At 69.3% G+C, this 25,869-nt stretch carries 23 protein-coding genes; 10 read left to right on the top strand and 13 right to left on the bottom strand.

What is annotated here, in order from left to right; translation table 11 throughout:
• Window position 1: 1 nt before the first annotated feature.
• From H074_RS28770 to H074_RS28780, 3 genes are all read right to left on the bottom strand, one after another.
• Window positions 2-775, bottom strand: a complete 774-nt coding sequence (locus tag H074_RS28770; protein WP_007033589.1) for an ATP-binding cassette domain-containing protein — start codon at window positions 773-775, stop codon at window positions 2-4.
• Between the two features lie 79 nt (window positions 776-854).
• Entirely contained in the window at window positions 855-1,988 is a 1,134-nt protein-coding gene (locus tag H074_RS28775) for a sugar ABC transporter substrate-binding protein (RefSeq protein ID WP_007033590.1), read from the bottom strand.
• A 610-nt stretch (window positions 1,989-2,598) separates the two neighbouring features.
• Complete coding sequence (locus H074_RS28780) at window positions 2,599-4,353, bottom strand: DEAD/DEAH box helicase (RefSeq protein WP_007033591.1); 1,755 nt, start codon at window positions 4,351-4,353, stop codon at window positions 2,599-2,601.
• A 264-nt stretch (window positions 4,354-4,617) separates the two neighbouring features.
• Here H074_RS28780 and H074_RS28785 point away from each other — a divergent pair, with 264 nt between their 5' ends.
• Entirely contained in the window at window positions 4,618-5,742 is a 1,125-nt protein-coding gene (locus tag H074_RS28785) for a YihY/virulence factor BrkB family protein (RefSeq protein ID WP_039923637.1), read from the top strand.
• Between the two features lie 133 nt (window positions 5,743-5,875).
• Complete coding sequence (locus tag H074_RS28790) at window positions 5,876-9,013, top strand: efflux RND transporter permease subunit (RefSeq protein ID WP_007033593.1); 3,138 nt, start codon at window positions 5,876-5,878, stop codon at window positions 9,011-9,013.
• Window positions 9,014-9,228: 215 nt separating this feature from the next.
• Here the strand turns inward: H074_RS28790 and H074_RS28795 are convergent, their stop codons facing one another.
• Together H074_RS28795 and H074_RS28800 are read right to left on the bottom strand one after the other, a co-directional pair.
• Window positions 9,229-10,065: a hypothetical protein gene (locus H074_RS28795; RefSeq protein WP_007033594.1), complete on the bottom strand. Its 837-nt coding sequence runs from the start codon at window positions 10,063-10,065 to the stop codon at window positions 9,229-9,231.
• 123 nt (window positions 10,066-10,188) lie between these two features.
• On the bottom strand, window positions 10,189-10,431 hold the full coding sequence (locus H074_RS28800; protein WP_007033595.1) for a DUF3039 domain-containing protein: 243 nt from the start codon (window positions 10,429-10,431) through the stop codon (window positions 10,189-10,191).
• Window positions 10,432-10,489: 58 nt separating this feature from the next.
• On the opposite strand from H074_RS28800, the gene H074_RS28805 reads away from it, so the two are divergent.
• Genes H074_RS28805 through H074_RS28820 form a run of 4 tightly spaced genes read left to right on the top strand, consistent with a single transcriptional unit; the run spans window position 10,490 to window position 13,745 of the window.
• Complete coding sequence (locus H074_RS28805) at window positions 10,490-11,296, top strand: sporulation protein (protein WP_007033596.1); 807 nt, start codon at window positions 10,490-10,492, stop codon at window positions 11,294-11,296.
• Window positions 11,296-11,940 (top strand): HD domain-containing protein, encoded by a 645-nt coding sequence (locus tag H074_RS28810; protein ID WP_007033597.1) that lies wholly within the window; start codon window positions 11,296-11,298, stop codon window positions 11,938-11,940. The genes H074_RS28805 and H074_RS28810 overlap by 1 nt, the downstream gene beginning before the upstream one ends.
• A 9-nt stretch (window positions 11,941-11,949) precedes the next feature.
• Window positions 11,950-12,867 (top strand): pseudouridine-5'-phosphate glycosidase, encoded by a 918-nt coding sequence (locus tag H074_RS28815; RefSeq protein ID WP_007033598.1) that lies wholly within the window; start codon window positions 11,950-11,952, stop codon window positions 12,865-12,867.
• Complete coding sequence (locus H074_RS28820; protein WP_007033599.1) at window positions 12,864-13,745, top strand: carbohydrate kinase family protein; 882 nt, start codon at window positions 12,864-12,866, stop codon at window positions 13,743-13,745. The genes H074_RS28815 and H074_RS28820 overlap by 4 nt, the downstream gene beginning before the upstream one ends.
• 519 nt (window positions 13,746-14,264) lie before the next feature.
• On the opposite strand, the gene H074_RS28825 is transcribed toward H074_RS28820, so the two are convergent.
• Entirely contained in the window at window positions 14,265-14,618 is a 354-nt protein-coding gene (locus H074_RS28825; RefSeq protein ID WP_037343675.1) for a DUF3099 domain-containing protein, read from the bottom strand.
• Between the two features lie 17 nt (window positions 14,619-14,635).
• The gene (locus H074_RS28830; RefSeq protein ID WP_007033601.1) at window positions 14,636-15,901 is read right to left on the bottom strand and encodes an amidohydrolase; all 1,266 of its coding nucleotides are present in this window, start codon (window positions 15,899-15,901) and stop codon (window positions 14,636-14,638) included.
• 27 nt (window positions 15,902-15,928) lie between these two features.
• Between H074_RS28830 and H074_RS28835 the strand changes: the two genes are divergently transcribed.
• The 4 genes from H074_RS28835 to H074_RS28850 all read left to right on the top strand — a co-directional run bounded on the left by H074_RS28835 (window position 15,929) and on the right by H074_RS28850 (window position 21,024).
• Entirely contained in the window at window positions 15,929-17,425 is a 1,497-nt protein-coding gene (locus H074_RS28835) for a DUF7782 domain-containing protein (RefSeq protein ID WP_007033602.1), read from the top strand.
• Window positions 17,425-17,850, top strand: a complete 426-nt coding sequence (gene dtd, locus H074_RS28840) for a D-aminoacyl-tRNA deacylase (RefSeq protein WP_007033603.1) — start codon at window positions 17,425-17,427, stop codon at window positions 17,848-17,850. The genes H074_RS28835 and dtd overlap by 1 nt, the downstream gene beginning before the upstream one ends.
• A 247-nt stretch (window positions 17,851-18,097) precedes the next feature.
• Window positions 18,098-19,129, top strand: a complete 1,032-nt coding sequence (locus tag H074_RS28845) for a sigma-70 family RNA polymerase sigma factor (protein WP_016332919.1) — start codon at window positions 18,098-18,100, stop codon at window positions 19,127-19,129.
• 236 nt (window positions 19,130-19,365) lie between these two features.
• Complete coding sequence (locus H074_RS28850) at window positions 19,366-21,024, top strand: fumarate hydratase (protein ID WP_007033605.1); 1,659 nt, start codon at window positions 19,366-19,368, stop codon at window positions 21,022-21,024.
• A 62-nt stretch (window positions 21,025-21,086) separates the two neighbouring features.
• On the opposite strand, the gene H074_RS28855 is transcribed toward H074_RS28850, so the two are convergent.
• From H074_RS28855 to H074_RS28880, 6 genes are all read right to left on the bottom strand, one after another.
• On the bottom strand, window positions 21,087-21,485 hold the full coding sequence (locus H074_RS28855; RefSeq protein ID WP_007033606.1) for a hypothetical protein: 399 nt from the start codon (window positions 21,483-21,485) through the stop codon (window positions 21,087-21,089).
• A 163-nt stretch (window positions 21,486-21,648) separates the two neighbouring features.
• Window positions 21,649-22,125: a hypothetical protein gene (locus H074_RS28860; protein ID WP_007033607.1), complete on the bottom strand. Its 477-nt coding sequence runs from the start codon at window positions 22,123-22,125 to the stop codon at window positions 21,649-21,651.
• A 36-nt stretch (window positions 22,126-22,161) separates the two neighbouring features.
• Window positions 22,162-22,959, bottom strand: coding sequence for an ABC transporter permease (locus H074_RS28865; RefSeq protein WP_007033608.1), 798 nt, complete (start codon window positions 22,957-22,959; stop codon window positions 22,162-22,164).
• Window positions 22,937-23,791, bottom strand: a complete 855-nt coding sequence (locus H074_RS28870; protein ID WP_007033609.1) for a 2-aminoethylphosphonate ABC transporter permease subunit — start codon at window positions 23,789-23,791, stop codon at window positions 22,937-22,939. Before H074_RS28870 ends, H074_RS28865 begins: the two co-directional genes overlap by 23 nt.
• The gene (locus H074_RS28875) at window positions 23,788-24,849 is read right to left on the bottom strand and encodes an ABC transporter ATP-binding protein (RefSeq protein WP_007033610.1); all 1,062 of its coding nucleotides are present in this window, start codon (window positions 24,847-24,849) and stop codon (window positions 23,788-23,790) included. Before H074_RS28875 ends, H074_RS28870 begins: the two co-directional genes overlap by 4 nt.
• Window positions 24,846-25,865: a 2-aminoethylphosphonate ABC transporter substrate-binding protein gene (locus H074_RS28880; RefSeq protein WP_007033611.1), complete on the bottom strand. Its 1,020-nt coding sequence runs from the start codon at window positions 25,863-25,865 to the stop codon at window positions 24,846-24,848. Before H074_RS28880 ends, H074_RS28875 begins: the two co-directional genes overlap by 4 nt.
• Window positions 25,866-25,869 lie beyond the last annotated feature (4 nt).

The following is a 25,869-nucleotide window of genomic DNA, read 5'->3' on the forward strand; positions in this document are numbered from 1 at the left end:
TCTAGAGGACGGCGGCTTCGGGGCGGGCAAGGCCGAGGTCGCCGGAGCGGCCGGCGGTGATCAGTTCCACGACCTGGCCGTGGGTGACGTCCTTGGTGTGCACCTCGGCGACCAGACGGCCGAGGTAGAGCACCGCGATACGGTCGGCGACCTCGAAGACGTCGGCCATGTTGTGGCTGATCAGCACCACACCGAGGCCCTGTTCCGCGAGGCGGCGGACGAGGTCGAGCACCTGGCGGGTCTGCGCGACACCGAGCGCGGCGGTCGGCTCGTCGAGCAGGACCACCTTCGAGTCCCACAGCACGGACTTGGCGATCGCGACGGTCTGCCGCTGCCCGCCCGAGAGCGCCGAAACGGGCGTGCGGACGGACTTCACGGTGCGGACCGAAAGCGAGGCGAGCGTCTCGCGGGCGGCCTTCTCCATGCTGGCTTCGTCGAGCAGCCATTTGCTGCCGCGTTCCCGGCCGAGGAACATGTTCTGCACGATGTCGAGGTTCTCGGCCAGGGCGAGGTCCTGGTAGACGACCTCGATCCCCAGATCCGCGGCGTCGCGCGGGCCCTGGATGTGCACCGGCTTGCCCTGGAACTTCACCGTTCCCGAGTCGTAGCCGTGGATCCCGGCGATCGACTTGACCAAAGTGGACTTACCGGCGCCGTTGTCGCCGACCAGTGCGGTGACCTCACCGGCGCGCACGTTGAAGTCCACGTCGTGCAGGACGTGGACCGGCCCGAAGCTCTTGTTCAGCTGCTTCAGTTCGAGGATGGGTTCACTCATGGGGTTCTCCCGGCTGGATACCGGGCCGGAGCGCGCTGTGTCCGAGTGCGCCCCGGCCCGGTCGTCTGGATTTAACGGGTCAGGAGATACCGAGCTGCGTGCACGCCGCGGCCAGGTCGCCGCCGCAGATCTCGGCCGCCTTGACGTAGCCCTGCGTCACGACCTCCTTGACACCGTCCTTGGTGGTCAGCTTCGGCTCGAGGAGCACGGACTTGACCTCGCGGTTGCCCTTCGGGTCCTTCGCCTTGCCGGTGGCCAGCGCGTCGGCGCCCGCCTTGTCGCCCTTGGCCAGCAGGACGGCGAGCTTCGCCGCGGCTTCGGCCTCTTCCTTGATCGGCTTGAAGACGGTCATGTACTGGTCGCCGCGCAGGATCGCCATGAGGCCGTCCGCGGTGGCGTCCTGGCCGGTCACCGGGACCTTGCCGTTGAGGCCGTTCTTCTTCAGCACGGTGATGACCGCGCCGGCGAGACCGTCGTTCGCGGCGACGACGCCGTCGACCCTGCCCTTGTTGTCGGTCAGGATCTGCTCGAAGGTCTGGCCGCCCTTCTGGTTGTCCCAGTTGTCGATGGCCTGCTCGCGCACGAGCTTCAGGTCGCCGCTGGCGAACTTCGGCTGCAGGACGGACTTCTGGCCGTTCGCGAACAGCGTCGCGTTGTTGTCGGTCGGGGCACCCTCGATCATGACGACCTCGGCGCCCTTCTTGTCCTTCAGCGCGTCGGCGAGGCCCTGGCCCTGCAGCTGGCCGACCTTCTCGTTGTCGAACGAGACGTAGTAGTCGGAGCTGCCGCCGAGGTTGAGACGGTCGTAGTCGATCGTCGGGATGCCCGCGGCCTGCGCCTTGCGGGCGACCGCCGCGCCGACCTCGCCGTTGATGGCGGCGATGATCAGGACCTTGACGTTCTGCGCGATCATGCCGTCGGCCAGCGTGGTGAACTTCTGGACGTCGCCCTGCGCGTTCTGGACGTCGGCGTCGAAGCCCGCGTCCTTGAGCGCCTTGGTCAGGAACGGCTTGTCGAAGGACTCCCAGCGCGCGGAGGTGGCGGTCTCCGGCAGGATGACACCGACCTTGCCGCCGGCGGCGGCACCGCCCGGGGCGGGAGCGGACTGCGAGGAGTTGCTGCTGCCCGAGTCGGCGGTGTTGGCGCCACAGGCGGAGAGCACCAGGCCGGCGCCCACCGTCGCGGCGAGGAGGGTAAGGGTTCTGCTGCGCATCCTCGTTCCTTCCGGATCTTGCTCGCGGGCGGCGATCCTGGCGGACCGGTCGCACCATCGCGCATATGTTGTGGGCGACAACATATGCCGCCGAACGTGTTTCGCGGAAGACGGCTGAATCGATTAAGCCTCATCAAATGGACACGGTTTGGCAACGTGGCCGTAGCAAAGCCTCCGAAGTTTAAATCCGCTGACGATGTGACCGCCACCACTCACTCAGCGTGACGACAGAGGCGTCGCGGTCCGGTGACCGGGGGGTTTCGTGCCTCGCGTGCCGTCGCGACCGGACCAGTCACGCGGGACTGTGTGGGTTTTGGGACGTCAGATGACCCGAAATCCACACAGTCGGTGTCGTGGGCCCGGCGTCGCGCCGGGTCACCCGAACCCAGGCGGCAGGTGAGTGGTCCGGTGTTCCAGAGGTGACTCCGGAGCCGCGAGTTTCCTTCGCTCAGCCGAGGGGCCTTCACGCGCTTCGGACCCGGCGTGGGACGACAGTGACCGGTGTGACTCCTGGGGTTACGGCAAAGTCCGTGAAGGCCTCCTTCGCTACCTTGAGAGTAGGCAAGGAGGCCTTCACGACCTCGCGCTCTCCCCGCGTGCGATGAAGGGGTCACCAGGAACGCAGGGTGACGATCCGCTCTTCGAGCTGCTCCACCGAAGCCATCGCGGTCGGCGGTCCGCCGCAGACCCGGCGCAGTTCGTTGTGGATCGCGCCGTGCGGCTTCTTGGTCCGGTGGTGGTGCACACCCACCAGTGCGTTCAGCTCCTTGCGCAGGCTGCCGAGCCGTTCGCTGACCGACTGCGGCCGCGCGACCGGCGCGGCCTCCTCGGCCTTGGGCTTGCGCCGCTTCTCGTCGGAGAGCTGCTCCTCCTGCCGCTTCCGCAGCAGGGCGCGGACCTGGTCCGGTTCCAGCAGACCGGGCAGGCCGAGGTACTCCTGCTCCTCGTCGGAACCGGAGAACACCGCGGTGCCGAAGGAGTTGCCGTCGTAGATGACCTGGTCGAGTTCGGCGGAGGCGCCCAGCGAGGTGAACGCCTTCTCCTCTTCGCCCGGCTCGTCCTCGGTGCGGTTGGCCTGGGCGAGGAGTTCGTCGTCCCAGCCGTCCTTCTCGCGGTGCGGTTTGCCGAGGACGTGGTCGCGCTGCGCCTCCAGCTCACTGGCCAGTTCCAGCAGCACCGGCACACTCGGCAGGAAGACCGAAGCCGTCTCGCCGGGTTTGCGCGAACGCACGTACCGGCCGATGGCCTGCGCGAAGAACAGCGGGGTCGACGCGCTCGTGGCGTAGACACCGACGGCGAGGCGCGGCACGTCGACGCCTTCGGACACCATCCGGACCGCGACCAGCCAGCGGTCGGTCGAATCGGAGAACTCCTTGATCCGCCCGGACGCCTTGGGATCGTCGGAGAGGACGACCGTCGGGTTCTGGCCGGAGAGGCGCTGCAGGATCTTGGCGTAGGCGCGCGCTGAATCCTGGTCGGTGGCGATCACCAGCCCGCCCGCGTCCGGGATGCCGTTGGCGCGAAGCTGCGTGAGGCGCGTGTCCGCGGCCTGCAGCACCGACGGGATCCACTCGCCCGCCGGGTCGAGTGCCGTGCGCCAGGCCCGCGCGTTCTGCTCGGCGGTCAGCGGCTCGCCGAGCCGCGCGGTGAACTCCTCCCCCGCGCTCGTGCGCCAGGAGGCCTCGCCGGAATAGGCGAGGAAGACGACCGGCCGGACCACGCCGTCGGCGAGCGCGTCGGCGTAGCCGTAGGAATGGTCGGCCTTGCTGCGCTGGAAACCCGAGCCGTCCGGCTCGTAGGTGACGAACGGGATCGGCGAGTCGTCGCTGCGGAACGGCGTCCCGGTCAGCGCCAGACGGCGGACGGCGGGTGTGAACGCCTCGCGGACCGCGTCGCCCCAGGACTTCGCGTCACCGCCGTGGTGGATCTCGTCCAGGATGACCAGGGTCTTGCGGTTCTCGGTGCGCACGCGGTGCAGCGTCGGATGCGCGGCGACCTGCGCGTAGGTCAGCGCGACACCTTGGTAGTCACGCGAGGTGACGCCGGTGCCGTTGCGGAAGTTCGAGTCGATCGCGATACCCGCGGCCGCGGCCGAGGCGGCCCACTGGTGCTTCAGGTGCTCCGTCGGCGCGACGATGGTGATCTTCTCGACGGTCCGGTCGCTCAGCAGCTCGGCGGCGATCCGGAGACCGAACACCGTCTTGCCCGCGCCCGGCGTCGCGACGGCCAGGAAGTCCTGCGGTTTCTTCGTCAGGTACTTCGTCAGCGCGCGCCGCTGCCAGGCACGCAGCGGGCGGGCGGTGCTGTCCTTCGCCGCGGGAGGCGCACCCAGCTCGCCTCGATCACGTTCAACCGTTTCCGCCATGCCGGTTCCCCACCTCCCTCACCGAAAACCCCTGGTCAATCGCCCTGCCACAAGCGAAAACCCCCACTTGGGTATCCGGCCGCGACGCCGGCGCCTGAGGTGAGGGCACTGCGAGGAGCCTACCTCCCGGGCCCGTGGAACGCCTGAAGCGCCACCCCCGTTGTCGGGTTACTCACCCGAAAATCCAGGGGTGACGAGCCGAATGCCGCAGCATGGACCATGCTGGACACCGTCAAGGGCGCCCGGCGCCGGCGGAGGAGCTGCATGAGCGAGGAGAACGGCCGTCCCGAAACGGCCGCCGAGGTCGCGAAGGCCCGCAGAGGTCCGTTGCGCCTGCTCAGCCGCACGCTCAACAAGGCGTGGGAAGGCAACATCTTCTCCGAGGCCGCCGAAGCCGCGTTCTGGCAGACGCTGTCCCTGCCGCCGCTGCTGCTGGGGCTCCTCGGCTGCCTGGGCTTCGTCGGCGACTGGTTCGGCCAGGAGGTCGTGACCGCGGTCCACGACCGGATCATCACCTTCAGCAAGACGATCTTCAGCGACAACGCCGTCCACGACATCATCGAACCGACGGTCAACAGCATCCTCACCGTCGGCAAGGGCGAGATCGTCTCCGTCGGCTTCCTGATCTCGCTCTGGGCGGGTTCGTCGGCGATGTCGTCGTTCGTCGACGCGATCACCGTGGCGCACGACCAGTACGGCGTCCGCAACGACGTCTGGCAGCGGATCTTCGCGCTGCTGCTGTACCTGGCCGGGCTGGTCATCCTGGTGGTCGGGCTGCCGCTGCTGGCGATCGGGCCGGATCTGCTCCCCCAGTTCTTCCCCACCCACTGGCGCGGCACGGTGTCGTACTGGGTCGGCACGCTGTACTACCCGGTACTGGCCGTGATGATCGTGCTGGCGCTGACGACGCTGTACAAGCTGGCCCTGCCGCGCCGACTGCCGTGGCACCGAGGGCTGCCGGGCGCGATGCTCGCCATGGTCGTCTTCCTGCTCTCCAGTATCGGGCTGCGGATCTACCTGAACTGGATCACCAAGACCGGCTACACCTACGGCGCGCTCGCCGCGCCGATCGCGTTCCTGCTGCTGATGTTCTTCATCGGGCTCGCGGTGGTCGGCGGCGCGTACTTCAACAGCGCGATCCAGGAACTGTGGCCCGCCAAGGCGACGAAACGCCAGCGCCGGAAATGGCGGCGGCTGGAAATGGAACGCGCCAGCGAACGGATCCGCGCCGAAGAGGGCCGCAAACTGTGGGAAAGGACGACGGTTCCGCTCCGCCGTCCCCGCCAGAACGGCGATTCCCCGGACAGTGACACCCAACACGTGTCGGAACGATCGGTGAACGAAGAAACGCAGAGCGAAGCCGATCAGGTGACAGAACGGCGAAGTTGACACCGTTCGGGGAAGATCTCATCCCGAAGTCGTACTCCGATTCCACCCGTGGTGTGAATCCAGTCCACCCCCCGCCATGAAAAGCTCGCGGTAATCCGTACGCACCCGAGTTGCCTTTCTGGGGGATCCCGCCATGTCCACGCTGGCCAGACTGAGCCTGCGCAACCGAAGTCTCATCGGGTTGCTCGCCCTGGTGGTGATCGGCTTCGGTGCTTTCGCCCTGCCTCAGCTGAAGCAGCAGCTGTTCCCGTCGTTGCAGTTCCCGCAGGCGCAGATCATCACGCCCTACGCGGGCGCGTCGCCGGACGCGGTCGACCGGCAGGTCACCGAGCCGCTCGAAGGCGGACTGCAGGGGTTGAAGGGGCTCGAAGAGCTGAGCTCGACCTCGTCGGAGGGGCTGTCGCGGATCACCGCCCGGTTCGAGTTCGGCACGGACATCGACGCGGCCGTCGGCCAGATCCAGCGCGTCGTCGACGGGGTCAAGGCACGGCTGCCGCAAAACAGCGAGCCGTCGGTGTCGGCGGGGTCCACCGACGATCTGCCGGTCGTGCTGCTCGCCGCCGGGACCACTGGTGACCCGCAGGCGCTCGCGCCCGCGCTGACCGGGGAGGTCGCGCCGGAACTGCGCAAGATCGACGGCGTCCGCGAGGTCGAGGTGACCGGCGCGCGGCAGCCGCGCGTCACCGTCGCGCTGGACTACGCGAAGCTGGCCGCCGCGGGGGTCGACCCGTCGTCGATCTCCACCACGCTGCAGACCGCCGGCGCCGCCGTCCCGGCCGGGACGCTGACCGAAGGCGACAAGACGCTCACCGTCCAGGTCGGCGGCGGACCGACCACAGTGGACACGATCAGGAACCTCTACCTCACACCGTCCGCCACACCGGCGTCGCGTGGGGCCCAGGCGCCGAAGCCGGTCAAGCTCGGTGACGTCGCGGACGTCCAGGCAGGATTCGCACCAGCGACGTCGATCACGCGCACCAACGGCAAGCCGAGCCTCGGGCTCTCGATCACCATGGTGGAGAACGGCAACGCGGTCGCGATCTCGGAGTCGGTGCGGGACAAGCTGCCCGGACTGTCGAAGAAGATCGGCGCCGAGATGAGCGTCGTGTTCGACCAGGGCACCCCGGTCAAGGACGCGATCAGCGGCCTGACCACCGAAGGCCTGCTCGGGCTGGCGTTCGCGGTCGTGGTGATCCTGCTGTTCCTGATGTCGGTGCGCTCGACGCTGGTGACGGCGGTGTCGATCCCGCTTTCGGTGGTCGTGGCGCTGCTGGCGTTGTGGACCGGCGATCTTTCGCTGAACCTGCTCACCCTCGGCGCGCTCACCATCGCCATCGGGCGGGTGGTCGACGACTCGATCGTGGTGCTGGAGAACATCAAACGACATCTGGCCTATGGCGAGGAGAAGCAGCGCGCGGTCCTCGATGGCGTGCGCGAGGTCGCGGGCGCCGTGACGTCGTCCACCCTCACCACGGTCGCGGTGTTCCTGCCGATCGCCTTCGTGGGCGGGTTCGTCGGCGAGCTGTTCTCGCCGTTCGCGATCACGGTCACCGTGGCGCTGCTGGCGTCACTGCTGGTGTCGCTGACGATCGTGCCGGTGCTCGCGTACTGGTTCCTCAAGCCGCCCAAGACCCCGGCGAACGAGCACGAGGCCGAGGTCACGCGTCAAGCCGCCGAAGACAAGGAACGCCGCGGGCTGTTGCAGCGCGGGTACGTTCCGGTGATCCGGTTCGCCACCCGGCGCCGCGTCACCGTGGTGCTGCTGGCGCTGATCATCTTCGGTGGGACGGTCGGGCTGGCTTCCCAGCTGAACACCAACTTCCTCGACCAGTCCGGTTCGACGACGCTGAGCCTTTCGCAGAAGCTGCCGCCCGGCACCAGTTCCGAGGCCAAGGAGAAGGCCGCCGGCGCGGTGGAGCAGGCGCTCGCCGCCGAACCCGCCGTCGAGACCTACCAGGTGAGCATCGGCGGGGGCAACTTCTTCGGTGGCGGCGGGACGGCGACCAGCATCTCGGTCACCGTCGCCAAGGACACCGACCTCGACGCGCTCTCGGAGCGCTTGCGGGGCAAGCTGGACAAGCCGGAACTCGGCGAGGTCAAGATCGGCGCGGAAGCGAGCGGGTTCAACTCGGACCAGATCTCGATCACCGTCACCGCCCCGGACGAGGCGGCGCTGAAGCCCGCCGCGGAGCAGGTCCGTCAGGCGCTGTCCGGCGTCCCGGACCTCACCGAGGTGACCAGTGACCTCGCGCAGGGCTCGCCGCGCGTGCAGGTCGAGGTCGACGCCGCCAAGGCCGCCGCGAGCGGGCTTTCGGCGACCACGATCGGCCAGATCGCGAATCAGGCCATCGCCGGCCGCACCGTGACCCAGCTGCCGGTGGACGGACAGCGCACGGACATCGTGCTGCGCGCGGGCACGGCGCCGGTGTCGGTCGACGCGGTCAAGGCGCTGCCGATCCCGAGCGCGACGGGCGTCGTCCGGCTGGACTCGGTCGCGAACGTGTCCACCGTGGACGGCCCGGCCGCGGTGCATCGCACCTCGGGCGAGCTGAGCACCACGGTCACCGCCAAGAACACCGGCGCGGATCTGGCCGCCACCACGCGGGCCATCCAGTCCAAGCTGGACGGACTGACCTTCACCGGTGGCGCGGCGTACAAGCTCGGCGGCGTCAGCGAGGACCAGCAGGAGGCGTTCGGGAACCTGTTCCTCGCGCTGCTGGCCGCGGTCGCGATCGTGTACCTGATCATGGTGGCGACGTTCCGCAGCCTGATCCAGCCGCTGATCCTGCTGGTGTCGATCCCGTTCGCGGCGACCGGCGCGATCGGGCTGCTGCTGGCCACCGGGACCGCACTGGGCCTGCCCGCGCTGATCGGGATGCTGATGCTCGTCGGCATCGTGGTGACCAACGCGATCGTGCTGATCGACCTGATCAACCAGTACCGGGCTTCGGGGATGAGCGTCGCGGACGCCGTCGTCGAAGGCGGCAGGCGGCGGCTGCGGCCGATCCTGATGACCGCCGCGGCGACCATCTTCGCGCTGGTCCCGATGGCGCTCGGCCTGACCGGCCAGGGCGGGTTCATCGGGCAGCCGCTGGCGATCGTGGTCATCGGCGGGCTGGTCAGCTCGACCCTGCTGACGCTGATCCTGGTGCCGACGCTGTACACGATGGTCGAGACGCGGAAAGAAAAGCGTCGCGCGAAGAAGGCGGCCCGCCGGGCTCCTTCGGAAGCGCCGTCCTCCGAGACGCTGACGCCGGAGCCGAGCGCGTAGACCTGGGGGCGGGGGAGGAAGGCGCGCCGGGGCCGGGGTGGGCGCCCGGCGTGCCTTCCAGTACTCCGCACTTAGCCGGCTAAATGCCACCGGTCACGTGCTTGGAGCCGGAACTCACGTGCCGGAAACCGTGACTCACGTGATCGGACGCGTGACGCGTTCAATCACGCGAGTTGCGCCTTCAAGCACGCGAGTTCCGGCTCCGAGCACGGGTGTCACGCCTTCCGGAACCGCCAGGTCTTGCTGTCGAAAGCCACGCACCACGAAGGCGAAAGCACGACGACCCGCAGGGTCCCGTCGGCGGCGACATCGATCCCTTCGGTCTCGAAGTTCCCGCTGCAGGTGCTCTTCAAGGGCAGCTGACCCAGCGAGCTCACCCGCCCGGTCACGTCCGAACCGGACAGCGCGCCGGAAAGATCGACCTGCAGCAGCGGCTTCGTGGTCCCGAAAAGCGAGCCCTCGGGATCGTCGGACGAGCACAGCAGCCGGGTCGCGGTGACGAAGTCGCAGCCCTGGATGTCCCGCACCGGCTTGTCGAGCCGGATCGCGGACGAGTACGGCAGGTTCGCCGACGGGTTCGTGTGAACGACGCCGGGCATCGGATGCACGAGGAGCCGGTCCATCGTGCCCCATTCGCCCGCCACCATCCAGCGCGCGTCCGGGGTCACGGCGGCGAACGAGTTGTTGTTCGCTTCCCACGATTCCAGCGTGTGCGTGTAGTTCGCCCAGGTCCCGTCGGGCGACTCGACACGGAAGAGCTTCGCTCCCCTGTCGTCGCGCTGGTACGGCTCGACGTACCACCCTTGCGCCGAGCCCGGGTCGCCGACGTGGTTCCAGCCCTGGGACGACAGGTTCACGGGAACGGTCGCGATCCCGGTGTAGCGGTAGATGGTCCCGGACGGCCGTTCGATGGTGGCCAGGCCCTGGCCCTCGTCGAGCGGGCGGGCGTTGTCCGAGCCGACCGTGGTCCAGCCTGTCACGGCTTGGGCGGCGGCGGGTGAGAACACCGCGACCAACGCGGCGATGGCGAGCACGATCCCGGTTCTACGCATGAAGGCTCCGTCCCGGCGGGTTTTCGCTGGCGGGTACTGATTACCAGCGAAGACCGGGACGGGCAGCCACCATGTGAAGGATTTTCAGATTTTGTCCGGTTTCGGACACCGGACGGCCAGGTGTCAGTCGCCCGGCTTGAGACCGTCGTAGATCTTCTTGCAGTCCGGGCAGACCGGCGAACCGGGCTTCGCCGACTTCGTCACCGGGAAGACCTCGCCGCACAGCGCCACCACGTGCGTGCCCATGACCGCGCTTTCGGCGATCTTGTTCTTGCGCACGTAGTGGAACATCTTCGGCGAATCGTCGTCGGTGCCGTCGGTGCCCTCGGGACGGGTATCCGGCTTCGGAAGGGTCTGTGTACTCACCCCTCCATAATGCCCCAAATCCTCCTGCGCACACCGGCGACCTGGCAGGATCTCGCCCATGTTCCAGAAGGTGCTCGCGACGTTCGGCTCGGGCGGGGCGAAGATCGACGCCCGGCTGCTCGACCGCACGGTCTCCCCCGGCCGCCCGTTGCGCGGCGAGGTCCTGCTGCTCGGCGGCGAAGTCGATCAAGAGATCAACGGCCTCTCGGTGAAGCTGCTCGCCCGGGTCACGCTTCCGGACGAACGCCGCCCCGGCGTCGAGGACCTCGAGTTCGGCGCCCAGCAGCTGGCGGGCAACGAGCGGATCGGGCCGGGCCAGCAGGTCCGCATCCCGTTCGAGGTGGCCCTGCCCTGGGAGACGCCGATCTCCAGCGTCTTCGGCAAGCCGCTGAACGGGATGGCGGTCGGCCTGCAGACCAGCCTCGACATCGCGAATTCCGTCACCGACCCGGTCGACGTCGACGGTGCCGCGATCGAGCCGCTTCCCGCGCAGAAACGGATACTGGACGCCTTCAGCCGGATCGGCTTCGTCTTCCGCGAGGCCGTCCTGGAGCGCGGCCGGATCAACGGCGCGACCCAGCAGCTCCCCTTCTTCCAGGAGATCCGCTTCACCCCCTCGCCGCGGTTCGCCCCCGTCTTCACCTCGGTGGCGGTGACCTTCCTGTCCTCGCCGTCGGAGACACAGGTCGTGCTGGAGGTGACCAAACGGGTCCGCGTGTCCAAGAGCGGCGGCTTCGGCGGGCGCGGGCAGGAGTTCCTCGGCCTGTTCAAGGTCGACCACGCCGCGCTGGAACGGGTCAAGTGGGAGCCCCAGCTCGAAGGCTGGCTGCACGAAGTGGCCAAATCACGCGGAATCTTCGACTGATGGACTGGCCGACCGCGATCACCAGGCTCGGCGGCGATCACCGGATCGCCGCCATCGCCTGGAACGACCTCCAGACCCGCTACGCCGAGCCGCATCGCCGCTACCACGATCTCCGGCACGTCACGGCCGTCGCCCGCGACAGCGGAGCCCTCGCCGTCGCCTTCGGCCTGAGCGCGCGCGAGCGGGCCCTCGTCGCCATCGCCGCCTGGACACACGACGTCGTCTACGACGCCCGCCCCGGCGAGGACGAGCAGGCCAGCGCGGCCTGGACGCGCGACGAGCTCACCAACGCCGGCGTCCCCGAGGCCGACGTCGAGCGCGCCGAGGAGCTGGTCCTGAGCACGATCCACCACGCCGCCCCGGACGCAGATCTCCTCGCCACGGCGCTGCTCGACGCCGACCTCGCCATTCTCGGCGCCTCGCGGGAGGGCTACGAGGAGTACGCGAACGGTGTCCGGGAGGAGTACTCGATCTACTCCGACGAAGACTGGCGCACGGGACGCTCGGCCGTGCTGGAGAACCTGCTGGCCCGGCCGCGGCTGTACCGCAGCGACATCGCACGGGCACGCTGGGAGAGCAAGGCGCGAGAAAACCTCGCGAACGAACTGACCCGATGGCGTGACGCGGACCCACATCACCGATGATGTTCGTTCGTGACTCCGCAACTGTCCCTTCACGAAGAGGTCGCCTCCGCCCTCGCCGGCGGTGACCCCGTCGTCGCGCTGGAGAGCACCATCCTCTCCCACGGTCTCCCGCCCGGCCGCAATCTCGACGTCGCCCGGCGGCTGGAGAAGGTCGTGCGCGACGGCGGCGCCGTCCCCGCGACCATCGCCGTACTCGACGGCGTCCCCCTGATCGGCCTCACCTCCGAGCAGTTGGAACGCGTCTGCGCGCCCGGCGCGGACCTGGACAAGCTCTCCCTGCGCGACATCGGCCCCGCCGTCGGCCTCGGCCGGTCCGGGGCGACGACGGTCGCGAGCACCGCGGCGCTGGCCGCCGCGGCCGGGATCGGCATGTTCGCCACCGGCGGGCTGGGCGGCGTGCACCAGGGCGCGGCGGAGAGCTGGGACGTCTCGGCGGATCTGGGCGTGCTCGCGAAGGTGCCGACCACGGTCGTCTGCTCCGGGGTGAAGTCGGTGCTCGACATCGCCGCGACACTCGAAGTGCTGGAGACCAACTCGGTGCCCGTGCTGGGTTACCGCACCGGCGAGTTCCCCGCCTTCTACCTCCGCTCGTCCGGATTCGAGGTGCCGTGGCGGGTCGACGACGCCGCGCAGGCCGCCGCCGTCATCGCCGCCCACCGGTCGCACGCGAATTCCGGTGTGCTGCTGGCGAATCCGATCCCGGAAGCGTCCGAAATGGACAAGGAACTGCACGACCGGCTGCTCGCCGAAGGGCTGGAGCTCCTGAAGTCGCGAGGGGTGCACGGCAAGGACGTCACGCCGGTGCTGCTGGAGCACTTCCACACCGCCAGCGACGGTGTGAGCCTCGACGCGAACGAGGCGCTGGTGCTGTCCAACGCGGAACTGGCCACCGAAGTGGCCGTCGCCCTCGCCGGGACCGCGGCATGAGCGGCGGCAGCGGCATCGTCGTCGTCGGCGACGTCGGCCTCGACGTGGTCGCGCGGCACGAAGGCCCCATCCCGCACGGGGGCGACATCCGCGCGAAGGTCCACTTCACCAGCGGCGGCGCGGGTGCGAACACCGCGCTGTGGCTGCGGGCCGAGGACACGGAGACCACGCTGGTCGCGCGGATCGGGGACGATTCCGGCGGCCGCATGGTGAAGAGCGAACTGGAAGCGGCGGGCGTGCGCTGCGAATTCGCGGTGGACCCCGAGGAACCGACGTTCTGCGTCGTGGTGCTCGTCGACGGCGCCGGTGAGCGGAGCATGCTCGCCGACCGCGCCGCGAACGCGAAGTTCAGCCCCGAGGACATCACCGAGCGGGCACTGAGCGGGGCGAGCCACCTGCACCTCTCGGGCTACGTCCTGCTGTACCCGTCGTCACGGCCCGCGGCGCTCGCGTCGCTGGCGGCGGCGAAGAAGGCCGGGCTGACGACGTCGGTCGATCCGCAGGCGGCGACGCTGATCACCGATCCCGCGGCCTTCCTCGACGACGTGCGCGGCGTCGACCTGCTGATGCCGAACACCAGCGAACTGGTCGCGCTGACCGGGTCGAGCGACCCCCAAGCGGCGAAGGAACTGCTGGACTACGTCGGCGAAGTCGTGGTCACCGCCGGTCTCGACGGCGCCAGCTGGGTGGACGCGAGCGGCACCGTCACCTCGGTGCCGTCCCAGCCGGCCGACTGCGTCGACTCCACCGGCGCCGGGGACGCCTTCGACGCCGGTGTGCTGGCGGCGTGGCTGCGCGGCGAGTCCACCGTGGAGGTCCTTCGGGCCGGGACCCGGCTTGGCGCCCGCGCCGTCTCGAAGGTCGGGCCGCAGCCCTGACGCGCGTGAAGGCCCCCTTCACGGACGTGGCGGGTTCTATTGAGGGGTAAGGCAAACGTGGCTTGGTGTCGCGAAAGCCACTTTCGCGACGTTGGATGTCCCGAAAGTGGCTTTCGCGACGTTGGCGGTGGCGGGGCACATGGTCGGCCCAGGTGGTCGGCCAGTACGTGAAGGCCCCCTTCCTTGCGCCTAGCGCAAGGAAGGGGGCCTTCACGTACTTCAGGCGACCTGAGCGGCGGACCGTGGTGGGCCTCGTGAGTGGTGAGGACGGTTCTAACCGTCCTCACCACTCACGAGACTCGCCACCACGACACGCCCACGTTTGCCTTACCCCTCGATAACGCGACTTGCCTCTCACCGGTGCCGGTTCGTGTCGATGTCCTGTGGGTCTCGCGCGTCGGCGCACCCGCTCAGCGGATGAGCTCGCGTTGATGAAGGAATTGGGACACTGGACGTCCCAATTCCTTCATCAACGGTGTCCTGCAGCTCCCCCACACCAGGTGCGGCAAACGAAGTGGGTCAGCCGCCGTCGATGACCCGATGACCGCTGCTTTCGATGCGGGTCGGTTCGGCCTGGTACCGGTTGACCTTCTCGCTCTTGCGCGGCGGCCGGTCGTTGGCGACCAGAACGGCGATCCACGGCAGCGGGATCGAGATCGCGATCAGCGCCAGCGCGAGCCACCAGGTCTGGTAGAAGATCCCGGCGAGGATGAGACACGGGATGCGGAACGACATCATGATGATGTACTTCCGCTTCCGCTTGGCCAGCTGGTCTTCGTAGGACGGGGCGGCTTCGGTGATCAGCACCGGAGCGGGTTCCCTCGGCTCGGGACCGTGGGCGGGCGCGTTCACAGCACCACCTCCGGCTTCCATGCTCCCACTCGCCGGGCTCATCCGATACCCGGGTGGGTGAGCCGATGCAGAGCGGCGACCACGAGCGTCTCGACGCCGGCCGAAAGCGTCGGATGCGGGATCGGCGCGAAGAGCGGCGAATGGTTCGACGGGATGTCCTGTTCGAAGCGCCCGGCGGTCATCGCGGCGATCACCTGGTCCGCGTCCAGGCCGCCGACCAGCCAGAACACCGAGGGGACGCCGGCGGCGCGGCCGAACTCGCTGAAGTCCTCACTGCCGGTGATCAGCGGCGCGGGCATCACCCGGCCCTCGCCGAAGTGGTCGCGGAAGGCGGCGGTGAGCCCCTCGGTGGCCGCGTCGTCGTTCTCGGTGACCGGGAACGCGCCGATCCGCTCGATCTCCGGCGGTTTCGGCGCGCCCGCGGTGGCCGCCTCGCCCTGGACGATCCGCTCGACCGCCGCGACGACCTTCTCCCGGACGGCCTGGTCGAACGACCGGATGTTGACCTCGAGGACGGCGTGGTCGGAGATGATGTTGTGCGCGGTGCCGACGTGCAGCGACCCAACGGTCACCACCGCCGACTCGGTCGCCGGGATCTCCCGCGACACGATGGTCTGCAGTTTGAGCACCACGGACGCGGCGAGCACGGCGGGATCCACCGTGGTCTCGGGGCGCGAGCCGTGCCCGCCCCGGCCGTGCAGGGTGATGCGGAGCGCGTCGGTGGCCGCCATGATCACGCCCGGCCTGGTCAGCACCCAGCCCGCCGGACCGGGGACCACGTGCTGGCCGAGCACGACGTCGGGTTCGCCGGCGGGCCCGAAGACGCCGTCGCGGACCATGCCGGCGGCGCCGTCCCCGGCCTCCTCCCCCGGCTGGAACACGACCATCAGCGTGCCCGACCAGTGCTCTCGTCCGGACGCGAGCAGCGAAGCGGCGCCGGAGAGCCAGGTGGCGTGCATGTCGTGGCCGCAGGCGTGCATGACCGGGACGTCGCGGCCGTCGGCGTCGACGCCGCGCGCGGCGCTCGCATACGGCAGGCCGGTCTTCTCCTCGACCGGCAGCGCGTCGATGTCGGCGCGCAGCATCACCTTCGGGCCGGGCCCGTTGCGCAGCACGCCCAGGACGCCGGTGCGCCCGATGCCGGTGTGCACCTCGTAACCGTCGGCCTCCAGGCGCCGCGCCAGTTCGGCCGCGGTGCGGGTTTCGGCGAACGACAGCTCCGGGTGCCGGTGGAGGTCGGTGTACAGGTCTTCCAATCCGGGCAGCGCCGCCTGCAGCGGTGCCAGGACACTTTCGAGGCTCACGACCCAATCCTGGCAGTATTACCCACCGTGAGCACACGAGCGGCCCTCCCCGACCTGTCCGACGACGTCTGCGCGAGGCTGCGGGACGCCTTCCGCCGGACGGGTTACGACGCCGACGGCGTGGTCGACGCCCTCGGCTCCGCGCACGCCGCCCTCGGCCGCGGCGAACCCGAACTCGTCTACCGCGCGACCCGCGACGCGGGTGACCTCGGCACGCTGATCCGGCTGTTCCTGCTGGGTTCGACCGAACCGGAGAAGGACGTCGAGGCCGCTTTCGCGCCGCTGTCTCTCGATGACGCGGTCGCCGCCACACTCCTGATACCCGTCGCCGACGGCTACCGGGCCGGTCTCGACGTTCGCCCGCACGGCGACGACGAAGGCTCGTGGTGGGTCGTCGCCGACCTCGACGCCGACATCCTGGGCACGACCGTGCCCGAAGACCACGTGCTCGGCGTCGGGCACGCCTCGCTCAGCCTGATCCGCGCCACCAGCCGCCGCGAGGTCGGCAGCCTGCTGGACGTCGGCACGGGCAACGGCGTCCAGGCGCTGCACGCCACCCGGCACGCGAAGAAGGTCACCGCGACCGACGTCTCGGCCCGCGCGCTGGCACTGGCCGCGGCCACGTTCCGGCTCAACGAACTGGACGTCGAACTCGTCCGGGGCGAATGGTTCGCTCCGGTCGCGCGGCGCCGGTTCGACCAGATCGTCTGCAATCCGCCGTTCGTGGTCGGCCCGCCGCGGGTCGACTACACCTATCGCGACTCCGGTCTCGCCGGTGACGACGCCAGCGCGCTCGTCGTGCGGCAACTGCCCGGGTTCCTCAACGACGGCGGCACCGGCCAGCTCCTGGCGTCCTGGCTGCACGTGAAGGGCGAGGACTGGGGCGATCGGGTGACCCGCTGGCTGCCGGCCGAGACCGACGCGTGGTTCGTCCAGCGGGACATCGCGGATCCGGGCCTGTACGTCGGCACGTGGTTGCGCGACGCGGGCATCGACCCCCGCTCCCCCGAAGGCCGCGCGAAATCCGGGGCGTGGCTCGACTGGTTCGCCGAGAACGACGTCCAGGGCATCGGGTTCGGCTTCGTCACCCTTCGCCGGGCGGACGGTGGGACGCCGACGATCGTGTGCGAGGACCTGCGCCAGGCCTACGACGACCCGCTGGGCGCCGAGGCCGCGAACTGGCTGGATCGGGTGGAATGGCTTCGCGCCAACGGGGATTCGCTTCTCGATGTCCGATTCCGGGTACCGGAAACCGTTCTCCTGGAGAGCGTCGCCGAGCCGGGCGAGGAGGGCTGGGCCACGACCGTCCAGCGGCTGCACCGCACCGACGGCCCCGGGTGGTCGCACGAAGTCGACGAACTCGCGACACGGCTGCTCGCGGGATGTCAGGGCGCGCTGCCCTTGGAGGACCTGATCGTGCTCCTGGCGGCCGCTCAGGGCCTGGAACCGGAGGAACTGGCCGAAGCCGCCCTTCCCGTCGTCCGCGAGCTGGTCCGGCACGGCATGCTCCTCCCCGCCGTCTGATGCGGGCGGTGGTGGCGAGGGTCACGGAAGCGAGCGTGACCGTCGGCGACGAGGTGACCGGTGCCATCGACGAGCCGGGATTGCTGGTACTGCTGGGAATCCATGTCGGCGACGACGTGTCGAAGGCGGCCACGATGGCGCGCAAACTTCACGAAGCTCGCATACTTCGCGACGAAGAGTCGTGCGCCACCACCGGCGCTCCCCTGCTTGTCGTAAGCCAGTTCACCCTTTACGGCGATACCCGCAAAGGCCGCCGTCCCTCGTGGACGGCGGCCGCCCGGCCGGAAGCCGCCGAGCCGCTCGTGACGGCCGTCGTCGACGCCTTGCGCGAACGCGGCGCGCGGGTCGAGACCGGCCGGTTCGGCGCCATGATGGCGGTCCGGAGCGTGAACGACGGTCCGTTCACCCTCCTGATAGAGGTCTAGACCACACTTCTTTCTCCCGGGCACGGGCATTCTCAGGAAAAGCTCAGGGTTGGTCGAGCAACGTCCCAGGTCAGCCGCCCGTCTCCTCTGTAGCGGCCGGGAACGTTTTCGGACCTCCCGGCGTTGAGCCAAGTGTCCAGCCAAGCTGGGCCGACGAGGAGTAGCGGGTTTTCCACAGGGCCTGCTACGCCGAGGCGGATCCGGCGGACACACCGCAGCACGTTCAGCCCGTGACCGGGGAGGCAGAATGTCAGTCCAGACTCTCGAACGCGAAGCGCGCGGGATTCGCGAGCGCCGTATCCCGGCGCAATCCACCCAGGAGCCGGTGAGCACGGGGGCGCTCACCGACGCCGACCTCGACGCCCAGAGCCCGGCCGCGGACCTCGTTCGCGTGTACCTCAACGGAATCGGCAAGACGGCCCTGCTGTCCGCCGCCGACGAGGTCGAGCTGGCCAAGCGCATCGAAGCCGGCGTGTTCGCCCAGCACATGCTCGACACGGCCGAGGGCCTCACGCCGAAGCGGCGTTCGGAGATGTCCGCTCTCGTGCGTGACGGCCACAGCGCGAAGAACCACCTGCTGGAGGCCAACCTCCGCCTCGTGGTCTCGCTCGCGAAGCGCTACACCGGCCGGGGGATGCCGCTGCTCGACCTGATCCAGGAGGGGAACCTGGGTCTGATCCGCGCGGTGGAGAAGTTCGACTACTCCAAGGGGTTCAAGTTCTCGACCTACGCCACCTGGTGGATCCGCCAGGCCATCACCAGGGGGATGGCCGACCAGGGGCGCACCATCCGGCTGCCGGTCCACCTGGTGGAACAGGTGAACAAGCTGGCCCGCATCAAGCGCGACCTGCACCAGCAGCTCGGGCGCGACGCCACCCACGAGGAACTGGCCGCCGAATCGGGCATTCCGGCGCACAAGATCTCCGATCTGCTCGACCACTCGCGTGACCCGGTGAGCCTCGACATGCCGGTCGGCACCGAGGAGGACGCCCCGCTCGGTGACTTCATCGAGGACTCCGAGGCGACCGACGCCGAGAGCGCCGTGATCTCGGGTCTGCTTCAGGACGACCTGCGCCGCGTGCTCGCGACGCTGGACGACCGCGAGTCCCAGGTGATCCGCCTGCGCTACGGCCTCGACGACGGCCAGCCGCGCACGCTCGACCAGATCGGCAAGCACTTCGGGCTCTCCCGTGAGCGCGTTCGGCAGATCGAGCGAGAGGTCATGTCGAAGCTGCGTCAGGGTGAGCGGGCGGACCGCCTGCGCGCCTACGCTTCGTAGTGCCACAGAGCCTTTCGGCGCGGAAAAAGCAACACCCGTTCGGCAGCGTTGACTTATGACCTGCGTCACGAGACCGTCGAGCAGGTAATGAGTCTTCGCGGTCGGGTGTTCGCGCCCGGATCGCTTTCCCCGGGAGGTCGGGTCCGTCGGGGTGGGCCCGGCCTCCCGAACTCTGCCCGGTGGCCGGGCTTGGGTACCGTGGGCGGGTTCCCGATGCCGGCAAAGGAGCCCGCGCAGTGGCGCCCACCACGTTCCAGCACACCGAAGTCCTTCCGCTCGCCAAGGACACCCGCACCGAATACCGGCTTCTCGGCACCGAAGGTGTCGAGGTCGTCGAAGCCGCGGGCCGGAAGTTCCTCAAGGTCGAGCCCGAGGCGCTGACCAAGCTCGCCAAGACCGCGATCACCGACATCCAGCACCTGTTGCGCTCGTCACATCTGGCGCAGCTGCGCGCGATCGTCGACGATCCCGAGGCCAGCGGCAACGACCGGTTCGTCGCGATGGACCTGCTGCGCAACGCGGCGATCTCCGCCGGCGGCGTCCTGCCGATGTGCCAGGACACCGGCACCGCGATCGTGATCGGCAAACGCGGTGAGGGCGTGCTCACCGGCGCGGACGACGAACGCGCGCTTTCGCGCGGCATCTTCGACGCCTACCAGGAGTTGAATCTGCGCTATTCGCAGATGGCGCCGGTGAATTTCTGGGATGAGCGCAATACGGGCACCAATTTGCCCGCGCAGATCGAGCTCTATCACAAAGATGGTCAGGGCGACCCCAGCTATGAATTCCTGTTCATGGCCAAGGGCGGCGGCAGCGCGAACAAGACTTTCCTCTATCAGGAAACGAAAGCGGTCCTGAACCCGAAGCGGCTCGCGAAGTTCCTCGACGAGAAGCTGCGCAGCCTCGGCACCGCGGCCTGCCCGCCGTACCACCTCGCGATCGTCGTCGGCGGCACGTCGGCGGAGTTCAACCTGAAGGTCGCGAAGCTGGCCTCGGCCCGTTATCTCGACGACCTGCCCACCGAGGGTTCCGAGCTGGGCCACGGTTTCCGCGACGTCGACCTCGAACAGCAGGTGCTGGAGATGACGCGCCAGTTCGGCATCGGCGCGCAGTTCGGCGGCAAGTACTTCTGCCACGACGTCCGCGTGATCCGCCTGCCGCGCCACGGCGCGTCCTGCCCGGTCGGCGTCGCCGTCTCGTGCTCGGCCGACCGCCAGGCGAAGGCGAAGATCACCGCCGACGGCGTGTTCCTCGAGCAGCTTGAGCGCGACCCGGCGCGGTTCCTGCCGGACGTCACCGAGGACGATCTGTCCGACGAGGTGGTGACCGTCGACCTCAATCGTCCGATGGCCGAGATCCGCGCGCAGCTCTCGCAGCTGCCGGTGAAGACCCGCCTGTCGCTGACCGGCCCGCTCGTCGTCGCTCGCGACATCGCGCACGCGAAGATCGCCGAGCGGCTCGACGCGGGCGAAGAGATGCCTCAGTACCTTCGCGACCACCCCGTGTACTACGCGGGACCGGCGAAGACACCCGAGGGCTACGCGTCGGGCTCCTTCGGGCCGACCACGGCGGGCCGCATGGACTCCTACGTCGAGCAGTTCCAGGCCGCGGGTGGCTCGCTGGTGATGCTGGCGAAGGGCAACCGGTCCAAGAAGGTGACCGCCGCGTGCAACGAGCACGGCGGGTTCTACCTCGGTTCGATCGGCGGCCCGGCCGCGCGGCTCGCGCAGGACTGCATCAAGAAGGTCGATGTCCTCGAGTACGCCGAGCTGGGGATGGAGGCGGTCTGGAAGATCGAGGTCGAGGACTTCCCCGCGTTCATCGTCATCGACGACAAGGGCAACGACTTCTTCGAAGCCACCTCGGAACCGGTGCTGCAGATCAGCTTCCGCTAGTACATGAAGGCCCCCTTCCTTGCGCCTGGCGCAAGGAAGGGGGCCTTCATGTACCTCTGCCGTTACCGCATCTGCTTGAGGACCACGGTCCGCTCCCCCAGCGGCGCCGAAAGCGCCACCGAGATCACCGGGTACCGGATGTCCATCGTGCACATCTGGCCGGTCTGGCCCTTCAGTTCGGTCAGGTTGACGGTGACCCGGCTTCCGTCCTGCTGCGCGGCCTCCGCCGTCGCGTGCCCGCAGCCGCCTTCCTGGCCGCGGATGTTCAGGATCGTCCCGCCGTTGCTGGTGTACACCTCACGCGGGTAGTCCGCGGGCAGCGCCGACGCGTCGAGCTGCTTGTCCGGCAGCTTGCTGCTGCCTTCCGGGACTTCCTGCCGCGGCGCGCTCGGCGTACCCGGCCTGCTCCCCGGCGCGGGCGCCGGCGACGAGGAGGGCGGCGCCGTCGGTGACGGCGGCACGGTACTCAGGGTGCCGCTCCCGGGTCCGGCCGCGGGTTCCGCCGCCTGGTTCTGCGCCCCGCAGGCGGATACCGCAACGACGATCAGGCCAAGGCCGATGACATTCGTTAAGTACCTCATGTGACTGGGACGGAACGGGACCGCCGTGGGGTTGCACATGATCTCAACCCGCTTCCAGGACGACGGTCCGCGAACCGAGCGGCTCGGCGAGTTTCACCGGCAGGACGGCGTAGCGGATGACCTGCGGGCACATCTGCCCCGGCTTCCCGTGGTCGATCTTCACCTTGACCACGACCCGCCGCGTGTTCTCCTCGGCGAGGTTCGCCGTCGCCTCGTCGCAGCCGCTCAGTTCGAGGTGCACGTTCAAGCCGCCGTTCTCCGCGCTGACCTGCGCGGGCAGTTCGGCGTCGACCTGGGACGGCGGCAGCATCTTGTCCGACGGCGGCGGGCCGACGGTCGGCCGTGACATCGGCGGTTTCGCGACCGGCGGGCTCGCCGGGAGTGAGGTGGGCAGATCCGAGGGTGTGGTGACGACCGGAGGGGTGCTCGTGTTCGCCGGTGCTCCGGGGCCGCCCGCGCCGCAGGCCGCCGTCGCGGCGAGCACGAGCCCCACGCCCAGCGTCTTCGCTGCGTTCTTCATGGTTTCAAGACGGGATGAAGCTCGCGAACGGTTGCATCACCGCCGCGCCGCGCGGCCGCGGGCCAGTCCAAGGATCACCACCCCGGCGAGCGTGACGGCCAGCAGCAGCACCGTGCTCGCCGACGCCAGGAACACCTGACCCCGGTCGGTGAGCGCGAAGATGCTCGCGGGCAGCGTGCGCCAGTCCGGTGGGTACAGCATCATCGTCGCGCCGAGTTCGCCCATCGACATAGCCAGCGCGAGACTCGCCGACGCCGAGATCGACGGCAGCAGGACCGGCAGCCGCACGCGCAGCAGCACACGGGCGGGCGAAGCGCCGAGACTCGCCGCGGCCTGTGCCGGCAGGGGGTCCATTCGCGCGATCGCGGCGGAGACCGTGCTGTAGGAAAACGGCAGCAGGATCATCACGTGTCCCAGCAGCACGATCCAGCGCGTGCCGTTGAAGGCCAGCGGCGGACGGCTGAACGCGACCAGCAGCGCCAGCCCCAGCACCACCGACGGCACCGCGATCGGCAGATGGAACAGGGTGTCGACGGCCTTCCGCAGTTTCGAGGGCGCCGACTGCGACGCGAGCGCGGCCCACGTTCCCAGCAGCACCGACACCGCCGACGCGATGACACCGGTCTGGATACTCACCGAAAGACTCGCGAACGTCTCCCCGGACAGCGCCCGCGCGAAATGCGAGCCGGTGAGCGCGCCCGGCAGCGACCCCGTCCAGTTCCCGGCGACCGAAGCCAGCACGATCATCAGCAACGGCGCCAGCACGATCGCGGTGAACAGCACCGCGAACACCGCCCACAGCAGGACACGGCTACGCCTGGTCCACAGCAGCACGACGGCCTCCCTTCGTCAGTCGCCGGTAGGTTCCGTACAGGGCGAGGGAGAACACGACGTTGACCATCGCGATGACACACGCCTGCGGGAAGTCGAAGGTGACGATCCCCTTGCCGTAGACCAGCATCGGCAGCGTCGTGACGTCCTTGGCGCCGAGGAACAGCACGATGCCGAACTCGTTCATCGCCAGCAGCATGGTCAGACAGGCACCGGAAGCCAGTGACGGCAAGGCCTCCGGCAGGATCACCTGGCGCAGCACGCGGCCGGGTTTCGCGCCGAGGCTGGCCGCGACCTCCATCTGCGCCGAGGAGACCTGGCCGAAAGCGGCGAGCGCCGGCCGCATCACGAACGGCGTGTAGAAGGTGATCTCCGCCAGCAGGATCCCGAACGGCGAGTACAGGAACCCGCCGGCACCCAGGATTCCGGCGCTGCCGTAGATGAAGGTGAAGGCGAGCGCGATGAGGAAACTCGGGAACGCGAGCACGGTGTCCACCAGCCGCGAAAGCGTCCGCGCGCCGGGGAACGGCACGAACGCGATCACCAGCGCGAGGAACGTCCCGAGCACGACACAGCCCGCGGTGGCGCCGAGCGCGAGTGCGACGGTCTTCCAGGCGGCGTCCCGGAATTCCGCCGAGCCCAGGACGTCCAGCCATACCGAAAGCCCGAACTCGCCGGACTTCGTTTCCAGGGACTGGAGGACGACCAGCACCAGCGGGTAGCCGAAGAAGCCGAGCAGGACGAGGACCGGTGGCAGCAAGAGCCAGCCCCGTCCGGGCCGCTTCTCCCGCCGCCGCGCCGGTGTCGCCGTGGCGGCGAGCGCGAGGCCGGTCATCCGACGCCCACCAGCGGGCAACCGTCCGGAATGGACACTCCGACCCGCTCCCCCACGTTCGGGAGCCCCTCGACGTCCGGTACCTCGGCCCGGACCTCGTTCCCGTTGTGCGCGAGTTCGAGGTCGAGCCGGAAGCCCGTGCCGCGCCACTGGACACCGCGCAGGACCGCGGGCAGCGCGCCGGGAGCGTCCACCGCGGTGATCCCGACCCGGTGCGGCCGGACGCCGAGCGCGACGGACTGCCCCGTCCGGAACGTGCCGGACGGGTCGGCGGCCAGCTCTCGGTCGCCGAGCCGGACCCTGGTGCCGTCGGCCTGGATCAGCTCGACCGGGATGAGGTTGGACGCGCCGAGGAAGCTCGCGGTGAACTCGGTCGAGGGGCGCTGGTAGAGCTCACGGCTCGGCCCGAGTTCGACCAGCTTCGAGTCGCGCATGACGGCGATCCGGTCGGCCAGCGCCAGCGCCTCGCCCTGGTCGTGGGTGACGTAGATCAGCGTGGTGTCGGGAAGTTCGGCTCGCAGCCGCAGCAGTTCCGCGACCATCTCCTCGCGCAGGGCGGCGTCCAAAGCGGACAGTGGTTCGTCGAGCAGCAGCACGCGCGGCCGGATCGCCAAGGCCCGTGCGAGCGCGACGCGCTGTTGCTGCCCGCCCGAAAGCTGGCGCGGGTAGCGGCGGGCGTACTCGCCCATCCCGACCAGCTCCAGCGCCTCGGCGACCCGGCTCGCCGTCTCGGCGCGAGGTGTTTTCCTCGCCTTGAGGCCGAAAGCGACGTTGGCCTCGACCCGCATGTGCGGGAACAGCGCGTAGCTCTGCACGACCACGCCGAGGCCGCGCCGGTGCGGCGGCAGGCCGGTGACGTCCTCGCCGTCGAGCAGGACGCGCCCGGTGCTCGACACGACGAAACCCGCGAGTGCCTTCAGGGCCGTCGACTTGCCGGAGCCCGACGGCCCGAGCATCGCCAGCGTCTCCCCTCTCGCCACGGTGAGGTCCAGCGGCGAGAGTGCGGTCGTCCGGCCGAAGCGGACGGACACCCCGCGGAATTCGACCGCCGGCGTCATCGGCCCACGGCCTTCTTGTACGCGGCGAGGTCGGCGTCGAGCTTCGCGAGGACGGCGTCCCAATCCGGCTGCCAGATCTCGACGCCGTCGAGGGCGGCCTTCACCTTGTCCGCGCGCGGCCCGGACGGCGTGACGTCGGTCCGCGACGGGGCGCCGAAGGCGTCGACGGCCTTGCCCTGTGCCTCGGGCGAGAGCAGGAATTCCAGGAACTTCTTGGCGTTCTCGGCGTGCGGCGCGTTCTTCACCAGGCCCGCGTAGTACGGGAGCGCGAAGGTGGACCGCTTGCCCTGCGCGTCGGCCGGGAAGAAGACCTCGAAACCTCCGCTCTTCTCGATCTCGGCGAGGTTCATCTGGACGTCGCCGTTGGCCACGAGGATCTCGGCTTTGGCCACCTTCGGCTGCAACTTGCCGGTGGACGACGACGGACCGACGTTGTTGGCTTCGAGCTTCGCGAGGTAGTCGAGCGCGCCCTGGTCACCGAGAACGTGCTGGAGTTGCAGCAGGACCGCGGTGCCGTCGCCCGCCTCGCCGGGGGTCGAGTACTGGAGCTTGCCCTTGAGCGACGGGGACAGGAGGTCGTCCCAGGTCTTGGGCGAGGCCTGCGGGTTGCGGATGAAGCTGAGGTAGTTGTTCATCACGGCGAAGTAGCGGCCCTGGCCGTCCTTCTGCCCGGCGGGGACCTGGTCGATGCCGGCCGGTGCCGTGGTGGCGAGCAGGCCCTGCGACGCCGCCCGCTGGATGAACGGCGGGAGGGTGACCAGGATGTCGGCCTGGGTGTTGGCCTTCTCCTTCTCCACCCGCGAGGCGACCTCACCCGATCCGGCGGTCACCGCCTGGACGGTGATGCCGGTCTTGGCCTTGAACTCCTCGAAACGCTGGGCGTACCAGTCTTCGAGACCGTCCACTGTGTACAGCGTGACGGTCTGTTCGCCGGACGCGCCACCGGCGGTTCCGCCGCAGGCGGCCAGGGTGAGGGCGAGCAGCCCGGCGAGGGCGGTGGCCGCGAGTTTCTTCATGTCG

The organism is Amycolatopsis decaplanina DSM 44594 (genome assembly GCF_000342005.1).
GTDB lineage: Bacteria > Actinomycetota > Actinomycetes > Mycobacteriales > Pseudonocardiaceae > Amycolatopsis > Amycolatopsis decaplanina.

Excerpts from the sequence above, each read along its gene's own strand:
- H074_RS28860 (WP_007033607.1), bottom strand. The coding sequence starts at position 22,125 with ATGAAGAACGCAGCGAAGACGCTGGGCGTGGGGCTCGTGCTCGCCGCG.
- H074_RS28820 (WP_007033599.1), top strand. The coding sequence starts at position 12,864 with ATGAGCGGCGGCAGCGGCATCGTCGTCGTCGGCGACGTCGGCCTCGAC.
- H074_RS28775 (WP_007033590.1), bottom strand. The coding sequence starts at position 1,988 with ATGCGCAGCAGAACCCTTACCCTCCTCGCCGCGACGGTGGGCGCCGGC.
- H074_RS28870 (WP_007033609.1), bottom strand. The coding sequence starts at position 23,791 with ATGACCGGCCTCGCGCTCGCCGCCACGGCGACACCGGCGCGGCGGCGG.
- H074_RS28880 (WP_007033611.1), bottom strand. The coding sequence starts at position 25,865 with ATGAAGAAACTCGCGGCCACCGCCCTCGCCGGGCTGCTCGCCCTCACC.
- H074_RS28785 (WP_039923637.1), top strand. The coding sequence starts at position 4,618 with ATGAGCGAGGAGAACGGCCGTCCCGAAACGGCCGCCGAGGTCGCGAAG.
- H074_RS28780 (WP_007033591.1), bottom strand. The coding sequence starts at position 4,353 with ATGGCGGAAACGGTTGAACGTGATCGAGGCGAGCTGGGTGCGCCTCCC.
- H074_RS28790 (WP_007033593.1), top strand. The coding sequence starts at position 5,876 with ATGTCCACGCTGGCCAGACTGAGCCTGCGCAACCGAAGTCTCATCGGG.
- H074_RS28795 (WP_007033594.1), bottom strand. The coding sequence starts at position 10,065 with ATGCGTAGAACCGGGATCGTGCTCGCCATCGCCGCGTTGGTCGCGGTG.
- H074_RS28805 (WP_007033596.1), top strand. The coding sequence starts at position 10,490 with ATGTTCCAGAAGGTGCTCGCGACGTTCGGCTCGGGCGGGGCGAAGATC.
- dtd (WP_007033603.1), top strand. The coding sequence starts at position 17,425 with ATGCGGGCGGTGGTGGCGAGGGTCACGGAAGCGAGCGTGACCGTCGGC.
- H074_RS28810 (WP_007033597.1), top strand. The coding sequence starts at position 11,296 with ATGGACTGGCCGACCGCGATCACCAGGCTCGGCGGCGATCACCGGATC.
- H074_RS28845 (WP_016332919.1), top strand. The coding sequence starts at position 18,098 with ATGTCAGTCCAGACTCTCGAACGCGAAGCGCGCGGGATTCGCGAGCGC.
- H074_RS28770 (WP_007033589.1), bottom strand. The coding sequence starts at position 775 with ATGAGTGAACCCATCCTCGAACTGAAGCAGCTGAACAAGAGCTTCGGG.
- H074_RS28875 (WP_007033610.1), bottom strand. The coding sequence starts at position 24,849 with ATGACGCCGGCGGTCGAATTCCGCGGGGTGTCCGTCCGCTTCGGCCGG.
- H074_RS28825 (WP_037343675.1), bottom strand. The coding sequence starts at position 14,618 with ATGGAAGCCGGAGGTGGTGCTGTGAACGCGCCCGCCCACGGTCCCGAG.